General features: G+C 72.1%; 10 protein-coding genes and 1 tRNA gene. 3 read left to right on the top strand and 8 right to left on the bottom strand.

Going from position 1 to position 8,870, the window contains the following annotated elements; genetic code table 11:
- Positions 1-36 precede the first annotated feature (36 nt).
- Positions 37-864, top strand: coding sequence for a LuxR C-terminal-related transcriptional regulator (locus tag BEP24_RS15030; RefSeq protein WP_065964769.1), 828 nt, complete (start codon positions 37-39; stop codon positions 862-864).
- 192 nt (positions 865-1,056) lie between these two features.
- Here the strand turns inward: BEP24_RS15030 and BEP24_RS15025 are convergent, their stop codons facing one another.
- The 7 genes from BEP24_RS15025 to BEP24_RS15000 all read right to left on the bottom strand — a co-directional run bounded on the left by BEP24_RS15025 (position 1,057) and on the right by BEP24_RS15000 (position 6,020).
- On the bottom strand, positions 1,057-1,581 hold the full coding sequence (locus tag BEP24_RS15025) for a GNAT family protein (protein ID WP_171898838.1): 525 nt from the start codon (positions 1,579-1,581) through the stop codon (positions 1,057-1,059).
- 53 nt (positions 1,582-1,634) lie between these two features.
- Positions 1,635-2,063 carry a PIN domain-containing protein gene (locus BEP24_RS17210; RefSeq protein ID WP_139266278.1) on the bottom strand — a complete coding sequence of 143 codons (429 nt, stop codon included), beginning with the start codon at positions 2,061-2,063 and terminating at the stop codon, positions 1,635-1,637.
- Positions 2,063-2,920 carry a hypothetical protein gene (locus tag BEP24_RS15020; RefSeq protein WP_065964768.1) on the bottom strand — a complete coding sequence of 286 codons (858 nt, stop codon included), beginning with the start codon at positions 2,918-2,920 and terminating at the stop codon, positions 2,063-2,065. The genes BEP24_RS17210 and BEP24_RS15020 overlap by 1 nt, the downstream gene beginning before the upstream one ends.
- A 55-nt stretch (positions 2,921-2,975) precedes the next feature.
- Positions 2,976-3,060: transfer RNA gene (locus tag BEP24_RS15015), tRNA-Ser, on the bottom strand.
- A gap of 110 nt (positions 3,061-3,170) precedes the next feature.
- A complete protein-coding gene (locus BEP24_RS15010) occupies positions 3,171-4,133 on the bottom strand; it encodes an HAD family hydrolase (protein WP_083230416.1) in 963 nt (320 codons plus the stop codon).
- Positions 4,130-5,398: a serine--tRNA ligase gene (gene serS, locus BEP24_RS15005; RefSeq protein ID WP_065964767.1), complete on the bottom strand. Its 1,269-nt coding sequence runs from the start codon at positions 5,396-5,398 to the stop codon at positions 4,130-4,132. Before serS ends, BEP24_RS15010 begins: the two co-directional genes overlap by 4 nt.
- A 94-nt stretch (positions 5,399-5,492) precedes the next feature.
- On the bottom strand, positions 5,493-6,020 hold the full coding sequence (locus BEP24_RS15000; RefSeq protein WP_083230415.1) for a MarR family transcriptional regulator: 528 nt from the start codon (positions 6,018-6,020) through the stop codon (positions 5,493-5,495).
- 60 nt (positions 6,021-6,080) lie between these two features.
- On the opposite strand from BEP24_RS15000, the gene BEP24_RS14995 reads away from it, so the two are divergent.
- The gene (locus BEP24_RS14995; RefSeq protein ID WP_065964766.1) at positions 6,081-6,446 is read left to right on the top strand and encodes a VOC family protein; all 366 of its coding nucleotides are present in this window, start codon (positions 6,081-6,083) and stop codon (positions 6,444-6,446) included.
- A gap of 94 nt (positions 6,447-6,540) precedes the next feature.
- Positions 6,541-7,623, top strand: a complete 1,083-nt coding sequence (locus BEP24_RS14990) for a diacylglycerol kinase family protein (RefSeq protein ID WP_083230414.1) — start codon at positions 6,541-6,543, stop codon at positions 7,621-7,623.
- A 166-nt stretch (positions 7,624-7,789) separates the two neighbouring features.
- On the opposite strand, the gene pheA is transcribed toward BEP24_RS14990, so the two are convergent.
- Positions 7,790-8,758: a prephenate dehydratase gene (gene pheA / locus BEP24_RS14985; protein ID WP_065964764.1), complete on the bottom strand. Its 969-nt coding sequence runs from the start codon at positions 8,756-8,758 to the stop codon at positions 7,790-7,792.
- Between the last annotated feature and the right edge of the window lie 112 nt (positions 8,759-8,870).

Here is an 8,870-nt window from a genome sequence, read left to right as displayed (position 1 = left end):
CCGCATCACGGGGTGGGGCGGGTAGGTTCGGTCCCCGTGACCGACACCACCCGGACCCCCGCCAGTCGGCTCGCCGCCTCGGAGCACGCCCGCACCGTGGCCGAGCAGGCCGACCGACACGCGCTGACCCTCGAGTCCGTCCTCGCCGTGCTCCGCTCCCCGCGCCTGTCGGACACGGCAGCCCGGACCGAGGCCGTCGAGATCGCCTCGGCCGCGCTCGTCGAACTCCGCACGGTGACGGACCGGCAGCGCAGCACGCTGCTCGAACCGGTCACGGGGGCGTTCTCACGGCTCCGGGCCGACCTGCGCCCGCTCGTCCGCTTCGGCGACCTCGACGTGCAGTTCGTCGAGCCGCCCGCGACCGGTCGGGCACTCCCCGGGGACGTCGCGCACGGGGCCCGCGCGATCGTCCGGACGGCCGTGCTCGCCCTCGTCGACGACGGCGTCGCGCGGCGGGTCCGCATCCAGTGGGACTGCGACGGCCGGAACCTCCTCGTGCAGCTCCGCGACGACGGCGCCGGCACGCTCGACACCCACGACGACGCGGTCCGGCCGATCGCCGAGCGGGTCGTCGCCCTCGACGGGACCCTGCACGTCGACTCGACGCCCGGGTGGGGGTCCACGCTCGACATCGCGCTCCCCCTCGACCCCGCGCCCGGTGCCGTCGACGTACCCGAGGACGCCGACCTGACCGACCGCGAGCGCGACGTGCTGCGGCTCGTCGTCACCGGCGTGGGCAACCGCGAGATCGCCGAGGGCCTCGGCATCAGCCCGAACACGGTCAAGTACCACGTGGCGAACCTGCTCCGGAAGCACGGTGCCCGCACCCGCGCGGAGCTCGCCGCCCTCGGCGCCCGCGCCTGACCGGTCGGCCGGCGTGCCGGCGTCTCCGTCCGCCGCGCCGATCGGCCGCGCGTCGTGTCTCCGTCCGCCGTGTGCTGGTGCGACGTGCTCGCGCACAACCGGAAGCACCTCGCACCACGTCGTTCCACGGCGCGACGTGCTTCCCGTTGTGCGGACGGCGGGGCCGCCCCCCGGGGCCGCTGCCGGCCGGCGTCAGGCCGACGGCGCGAGCAGCTGGAACATGACGTGGTCGCGCCACGCCCCGTCGATGTGGATGTACTGCGGCGCGAGGCCGTACCGGACGAACCCGTTGCGCTCGAGCGCCCGCTGCGACGCGGTGTTCTCGGGCAGGGTCTCGGCCTGCACCCGGTGCAGCCCGAGCCTCCCGAACGCGTGGTCAACCGCGAGCCCGACCGCCCGCGTCGCGTGTCCCTGCCGGGTGCGGTCCGCGCGGACCCAGTACCCGAGCGCGCAGGACTGCAGCGCCCCTCGGGTGACCCCGCTCAGCGTGATGCGCCCGAGCAGCTCGCCGTCGTCGTCCGTGATGACGAACGGCACCGAGCTCCCGGTCTGCGCCGCCGCGAGCAGCAGCCCGATCGTGCGACGCTGTCCCGCCTCGGTGTAGTACTCGGGCGTCCGGCTCGGCTCGAACGGCCGCAGGTGGTCGGCGCTCGCGCGCACCACGGCCGCGAGTTCGGCGGCGTCGCCGGACTCGACCAGGCGGAGGCGGGTGCTCACATCCCGTCGCGCGGATCCGAGGGATGAAACGCGGTCAGGATCATCATCGCGTCTCACAATGGCAGGAGATCGAGACCGGGTGCGGACGCGTAGATCCGATCAGCGGCAAGGAGCGGAAGTTTCTTCGCGATCGCGCACGCAGCAACCCAACGGTCGGCAGTGTGCACCTTTGCATGGAGCGCATGACCCGAGGCCCGACAAGCGATCGTCAGGTCGACGAACGATGACAGCACTTCGGTATCGACGCCGATGGTCGGGTAAGCCTCCAGGGAACGCAACGCTTCACCGAAACGCCGTTCACCCCATCGAGCGGCGCGAAAGCCACTGATGAGTTCGGCCCGGGTCTGGAACGACAGCAACACCGGCCTCCCCGCGAGTGCACGTCGCCAGTCGTCAACCGGCACACCTCGGGCTGCGGCCGCCTCAGGAGAAACGATGACGTGACTGTAGACGTCGGTGTCGATGACGACCGGCCCGGACATCAGAGGCCCATCGCGTCGAGGAAGCTGTCCTGCTCTTCCCTGGTCAAGGCCAGTGCTTCCGCCGTTCCGAGTGACGCCTCGGGGCTGAGGATCTCTTCCACCGGTATCGCCCGTGCGAGCGCCGCACCCTTGAGGTGGTCAGGCGCGGGACGCACGACCGCTGAGCGGATGGCAACGACCTCTCCGCGCTCGTTCCGTTCTGCTGTCCCCTCCACCTGAACGCGGCGACCGATGAGCGCGGACGTCTCCGCAGCGGACCGGACCTTCGGAAGCGGGTATGCGATCCCGACGGCATCGCGAACCCGGAAGTCACCCGAGCGGATGTCGACCTTCTCGAGCCAACCTTCGATGACGACATCCTCCGCCTCTCGCAGCCCTGGCCGCCAGACGTCGGCGCGCAGCGACTCGGTGGACGCCTCTCCCCGAGACCTGCCATCAACGCGGACTTCGAGGCGCGGAGCGGCTCGCCGGAAGGCGGCGATCAGGTCTGCCACCGAAGCTGCGGTGCTCTCGTTGGCGTCCTGCGGGCGTTCGTTCACGAGAATTCCCGAGAGGAGGGCGTCGAAGCGTCGATCGAAGTCCTGCTCCTCAGCGAGGTCGAAGTCGAGCTTCGAGTGCTCGGACGCTCGCGTGACCTGGATCACCGTGCTCCCCGCGAACAGACCAGTCAGCCGGAGTTTCGACAGCCGCTCGACCTGCGCGGATGGGCGACCGCGATGCGCCGCGTCGGCAGCGACCCTCCCGACGCGGACTGCCACTTCCTGCAGCTTGCCGAGGATCTGCAGGACGTCGTCTACGTCGATTTCTCCCTGCGGGAGATCTGCATCGATCAGGCGAAAGTCGTACGACGAACTCATGAGCGATCTGCCCCTCCCGTGATCACAGCAAGCTGCGCGCCCCTGAGGACGGTCGCGGAGGGTGTGGGATTCGAACCCACGAGACATCACTGCCCACCTGTTTTCAAGACAGGCTCCATCGGCCGCTCGGACAACCCTCCAGCGACGCGACCACGTGGCGAGACGTGATCGCGTCCCGAGCAGTCTACCCGCCGCGTCGACCGCCGGCGCGGCAGCCCTGTCGACGGTCAGCGCAGCAGCGCATCGACCGTCAGCGTGGCAGCGCGTCGAGCGCCGCGGCCAGCCCGTCGTCGGCGACCCCGCCCGTGAGCTCGTTCCCGGCGTCGACGACGTCGGACGGCGCCTGCCCCATCACGACGCCACGGCCCGAGGTCGAGGCCCACCGCAGCATGTCGATGTCGTTCCGCCCGTCGCCCGCCGCCATGACGCGGGAGCGCGGGATGTCGAGCCACTCGCGGACCCGTTCCATGGCGGTGGCCTTCGTCACGCCCTCGGGAGCGATGTCGAGCCACGAGGTCCAGCCGACCGAGTACGAGACCTTGTGCAGGCCCATCCGCTCGACGACCTGCAGGAAGTCCTCGGTGTCGTGCCCGGGCGAGATGACGACGACCCGGGTGGCCTCGACGCCGAGCAGCTGCTCGAACGGCACGTGCTCGCCGGAGACCGTCATGGTGTCGTCGGGGAAGTTGCCGGAGAGCAGGAAGTGCCCGGTCTCGTCCTCGACGCCGAACGCCGCGTCGACGAGGGCCCCGTGGATGGTCTGCAGCACCTCGGTCGGGTCGAACCGCTCGACGTGCACGCGCTCGTACGAGCCGTCCTCGCGTCGCCCCAGGATCAGCGCCCCGTTCGCGCACACGACGTACTTCGGGCGGATGCCGATCCGGTCGAGCAACGGGATCGTCATGCCCTCGCTGCGGCCGGTGCTCAGCATGACCTCGTGCCCGGCGGCCTCGGCGGCGCGCACGGCGGCGGCGACGGGCTCGGTGATGACCCCGTCCTCGCGCATCGTGGTGCCGTCGACGTCGAGCGCAACGAGCCAGCGCTTCGTCCGCGCCGGAGCAGCGAGACCCGCGCCTGCACCCGCAACCGCGCCAACCACGCCGCCAGGAGCCGCGCCCGCGGCAACCGCGCCACCAGCAGCGTCAGCACCGCCCGCAGCGGCAGCCCCGCCACCCTGCACCGACCCGTCGACGAACCGTCCCTGCGCACTCATCGGGGTTCGATGACCTCGACGCCGCCCAGGTACGGCCGCAGCACCTCGGGCACGACGACCGAGCCGTCCTCCTGCTGGTGCGTCTCCAGGATCGCGACGATCCAGCGCGTGGTCGCGAGCGTGCCGTTCAGCGTCGCCACCGGGGCGGTCTTGCCGCTCTCGGTGCGGTAGCGGGTGTCGAGACGACGGGCCTGGAACGTCGTGCAGTTCGAGGTCGAGGTCAGCTCGCGGAAGGTGCCCTGCGTCGGGACCCACGCCTCGATGTCGTACTTGCGCGCGGCGCTCGTGCCGAGGTCCCCGCCGGCGACGTCGATGACGCGGTAGTGCAGCCCGAGGTCCTGCATCATCGACTCCTGCATGGCGACGAGACGCTGGTGCTCCGCCTCGGCCTGCTCGGGGAGGACGTACGAGAACATCTCGAGCTTGTTGAACTGGTGCACACGGAGGATGCCGCGGTTGTCCTTGCCCGCCGAGCCGGCCTCGCGGCGGTAGCAGGTCGACCAGCCGGCGTAGCGGATCGGGTCGCCCGACTCCGGGAACGACAGGATCTCGTCGGCGTGGAAGCCGGCGAGGGCGACCTCGCTCGTGCCGGTCAGGTACAGGTCGTCGGCCTCGAGCCGGTAGACCTCGGCCGCGTGCTCGCCGAGGAACCCGGTGCCCGCCATGGTCTCGGGGCGGACGAGCGTCGGGGTGATGAGCGGCTCGAAGCCGTGCTCGACGGCGCGGTCGAGTCCGAGGTTCATGAGCGCGATCTCGAGGCGGGCACCGAGGCCGCGGAGGAAGTAGAACCGCGAGCCGGAGACCTTCACGCCGCGCGGGATGTCGATGATGCCGAGGTGCTCGCCGAGGTCGGCGTGGTCCTTCGGCTCGAACGTGAACGACGGCTTCGTGCCGACGGTGCGGAGCGTGACGAAGTCGTCCTCGCCGCCCTTCGGCACGTCCGGCAGCACGACGTTCGGGATGGACCGGACGACGCGGTCGAACGACTCCTCGGCCGCGGTGACCTCGGCCTGCGCCTCCTTCACCTTCGCGGCGAGCGCCTGCGCCTGCTGCACGAGCGCGGCCTTCTCGTCCTTCGGGGCCTTGGCGACGGTCTTGCCGAACGCGTTCTGCTCGGCGCGGAGCGCCTCGAACGCGGTGATCGCGCTGCGTCGGGCGGCGTCCGCGGCGACCGCGTCGTCGACGACGGAGACGGAGGCGCCGCGCGCCTCCTGCGAGGCCTTGATGACGTCCGGGTGGTCGCGCAGGAGCTGGAGATCGATCACCGGGTCATCCTACCCAGCGCAGGTCACGGCCCCTCGGCGGGACCGGGTGACGGACGGGAGGCGCGGTGCGGGCGTGCACCGCGCCTCCCGTCCGTCAGTCGGCCGCGTCCGTCGGCGGCTGGTCGCGCAGGGCGGCGACCATCCCGCGGAGCAGGCGGAAGGCCGCTGCGCGGCCCGCGTCGTCGAGGTCGCGCGTCATCCGCAGCTCGACGCCCCGGACGGCGGCACTCGCCTGCTCGCGCTGCCGGTGCCCGGCGGCGGTCAGCGTCGTCGGCTGCACCCTGCCCGCGGTGGGGGCGGAGCGCGTGACGACGCCGTCGCGCTCGAGCTGCTGCAGGAGCGTGTTCATGGACTGGCGGGTGACGAACGTGCCGCGCGCGAGCTCGGAGTTCGACAGGCCGGGGCGCTGGGCCAAGAGTTCCAGGCACGAGTAGTGCGTGACGGTCATGCCGAGGGGGCGGAGGGCGTCCTCCATCGCGGCACGGAGGGCGCTGGCCGCCTGCTTGAGGACGTAGCCGACGGAGGTGTCGAGCTCGATGCGGTCGGCGCCTGGAGCGGCGTCGGGACCGGTGTCGGCAACGGTGTCGGTCCGGGTGGGTGCGGCGTGGTCGTCTTGACGCATGTCAGGAGTCTGACATAGGTTGTGCGTGTCAGGCATCTGACACAGAAGAAGGAGCACACCATGCCCGCCACCGGGATCGACTTCACCTCGCTGCAGGTCCGCGACCTCGACGCCTCGCAGGCGTTCTACGAGCAGTACCTCGGACTCGTCCAGTCCCCCGCCGGACCGCCGCACGCCGTCGTGTTCCAGACCGAGCCGATCGCGTTCGCCCTGCGCGACCTCTTGCCCGGGACCGACCTGACCGCCGGACAGCCGGCCCTCGGCGTCGCGCTGTGGTTCCACGCGACCGACGTGCAGGCCGTGCACGACGCACTGGTCGCCGACGGGCACACGATCGTCACCGAGCCGTTCGACGGACCGTTCGGGCGCACGTTCGCCTTCGCCGACCCGGACGGCTACACGATCACGCTGCACGACCGGCGCTGACGCGGGCGGAGCGGCGGGGCGGCGGGCGGCCGGGCGGTGCCGGTCTGCGCGGGCGGCCGTCCGCTCGCAGGGCCCGATCGGTAACGTCGAGGGCATGTCGACACCATCGGAGACCGCGCCCGCGGGCCAGGACGCCCTCCCGACCGAGCAGAAGACCGCCGCGGTCGTCTACAACCCGGTCAAGGTGCACCTGGAGACCCTGAAGCGCACCGTCGCGAAGCACGAGCAGGAGGCCGGCTGGGCCGAGACCCTGTGGTTCGAGACCAGCGAGGAGGACCCGGGCGGCGGCATGGCGAAGGCCGCCCTCGAGGCCGGTGCCGACGTGGTCGCCGCCGCCGGTGGGGACGGCACCGTCCGCGCCGTGGCCGAGGTCGTGCACGGCTCCGGTGCCGTGCTCGCCCTCCTCCCGAGCGGCACCGGGAACCTGCTCGCCCGGAACATCCCCGCGCCGATCGACGACATCGGCGCGAGCATCCGGACGATCTTCCGCGGCGAGGACCGCGCCATCGACTTCGGCGAGCTCGAGATCGAGCGGCCCGGGGGCGAGCGCGAGCAGTACGGCTTCGTCGTGATGGCCGGCCTCGGGCTCGACGCCCGCATGCTCGCGAACACCAAGCCGGAGCTCAAGAAGAAGGTCGGCTGGCTCGCCTACGTCGACTCGCTGTTCCGCTCGGTGCGGGACGCCGACGCGTTCGAGTTCCGGTACCGGCTCGACGGGGACGGCAACCAGTCGGTCCGCGCGCACTCCCTGATCGTCGGGAACTGCGGCATGCTCCAGGCCGGCGCGACGCTGCTGCCCGACGCCGAGATCGACGACGGCGTGTTCGACGTCGTCGTCATGCGTCCCCGGGGCTTCTTCGGCTGGGTCCGCATCGGGGCCCGGGTGTTCTGGGAGAACGCGATCCTGCGCTCCTTCCGCCGCTCGAAGATCGGGCAGACCCAGGTCGGCAGGCGGATCGCGACCGCGGCCCGCGAGGAACGCCCCCTGCGCTACATCCGCGGCAAGGACTTCGTGGCACGCCTGGAGCGGCCCGACGAGTTCGAGATCGACGGCGACCCGGTCGGCGAGGTCGTCGCGTTCCGGGCGAGGATCGACGCCGGCGGCCTCACGGTGCGGGTCGCAGGTCCCCAGGACCAGACGCGGAACACCCGCCGCGTCGAGCACGACCACAGCTGACGGGGGCCGGGCGGGGCCGCTCGGGCCGGACGGGGTCGCGCCGGGCCGGGCGCGCTCCGCACAACGGAAGGCACGTCGAACCACGGGAATCCGTGGCGCGGCGTGCCTTCCGTTGTTCGTGAGCGCGTCGAACCAGCGCGCGGGCACCGGCGACGCGCTGCGCGACTCAGGCCGCGTCGGGGTCGGGCTCGGGCTCGCCCGAGACGATCGCGCGGAGCCAGTCCCGCGCCTCGACGAACGCCTCGTCGGAGTAGCGCGCCGACACCTCGGGGCGGAAGCCGTCGGCCCGCGGGTACGAGCCCAGGAACGTCACGCGCGGGCTGAACCGCCGCAGGCCGAGCAACGCGTCCGCCACCCGCTCGTCGTGCACGTGTCCGTCGAGGTCGACGACGAACCGGTACCGCCCGAGCTCGTCGCCGATCGGCCGCGAGGACAGCAGCCCCATGTTGATCCCCCGCGTGGCGAACTGCTCGAGCATGTCGACCAGGGCACCCGGGTGGTCGGCCGGCAGCTCGACGATGATGCTCGTCTTGTCGGCGCCCGTGCGCGGCGGGATCGCGAGCGTGCGCGACACCAGGACGAACCGGGTGACCGCGCTCGCGTTGTCGCCGATCGACGTCGCGAGCACGGCGAGGTCGTGGTGGTCGGTGATCCCCGGCGGGGCGACGGCGGCGTCGGCGACCGGGTGCTCGTCGAGCAGGGCCGTCGCGGCGGCCACGTTCGACGACGCCGGGATGTGCCCGTGTCCCCGCACGTTCGCCTCGAGCCAGTGGTGCGTCTGCGCGTACGCCACCGGGTGCGCGTTCACGGTCCGGACGTCGGCCAGGGTCGTGCCGTGCCGGGCGACGAGCACGAAGTCGACGGGGACGAGGTACTCCCCCACGATCCGCACGCCGGGGATCCGCGCGAGGGCGTCCTGCGTCGCGCTCACCCCGCCGTCGACGCTGTTCTCGATCGCGATCACCGCGCCGACCGAGCGACCGGTGACGACGTCGTCGAGCGCCTCGCCGACGTTGTTGACGCTGCGCCAGGGCTTGCCCGCGGCGGCCTCGACGAGCTTGAGCGCCGCCTCGGTGAACGTGCCGGCTGGTCCGAGGTAGGAGTACGTGTCGGTCGTCTCGGCGCGCTCGGTCATGCGGCGAGCCTACTGGTGTACCAGCACCGCCGACCCGCCCCGGCACGTCCGATCAGACCCGACCCACCCTGGCGCGCCTGGCCGGGCCCGACCCGCCCGACCCCGGCCCGTC

Source organism: Curtobacterium sp. UCD-KPL2560, from assembly GCF_001705035.1.
Taxonomy (GTDB): Bacteria; Actinomycetota; Actinomycetes; order Actinomycetales; family Microbacteriaceae; genus Curtobacterium.
This window is presented reverse-complemented; position numbering and strand designations above follow the sequence as displayed.

What these genes read in the sequence shown, in the direction of transcription:
- pheA (WP_065964764.1), bottom strand. Translation starts at nt 8,758, where the DNA reads ATGACCGAGCGCGCCGAGACGACCGACACGTACTCCTACCTCGGACCA.
- BEP24_RS14995 (WP_065964766.1), top strand. Translation starts at nt 6,081, where the DNA reads ATGCCCGCCACCGGGATCGACTTCACCTCGCTGCAGGTCCGCGACCTC.
- BEP24_RS15010 (WP_083230416.1), bottom strand. Translation starts at nt 4,133, where the DNA reads ATGAGTGCGCAGGGACGGTTCGTCGACGGGTCGGTGCAGGGTGGCGGG.
- BEP24_RS15000 (WP_083230415.1), bottom strand. Translation starts at nt 6,020, where the DNA reads ATGCGTCAAGACGACCACGCCGCACCCACCCGGACCGACACCGTTGCC.
- BEP24_RS17210 (WP_139266278.1), bottom strand. Translation starts at nt 2,063, where the DNA reads ATGTCCGGGCCGGTCGTCATCGACACCGACGTCTACAGTCACGTCATC.
- BEP24_RS14990 (WP_083230414.1), top strand. Translation starts at nt 6,541, where the DNA reads ATGTCGACACCATCGGAGACCGCGCCCGCGGGCCAGGACGCCCTCCCG.
- BEP24_RS15020 (WP_065964768.1), bottom strand. Translation starts at nt 2,920, where the DNA reads ATGAGTTCGTCGTACGACTTTCGCCTGATCGATGCAGATCTCCCGCAG.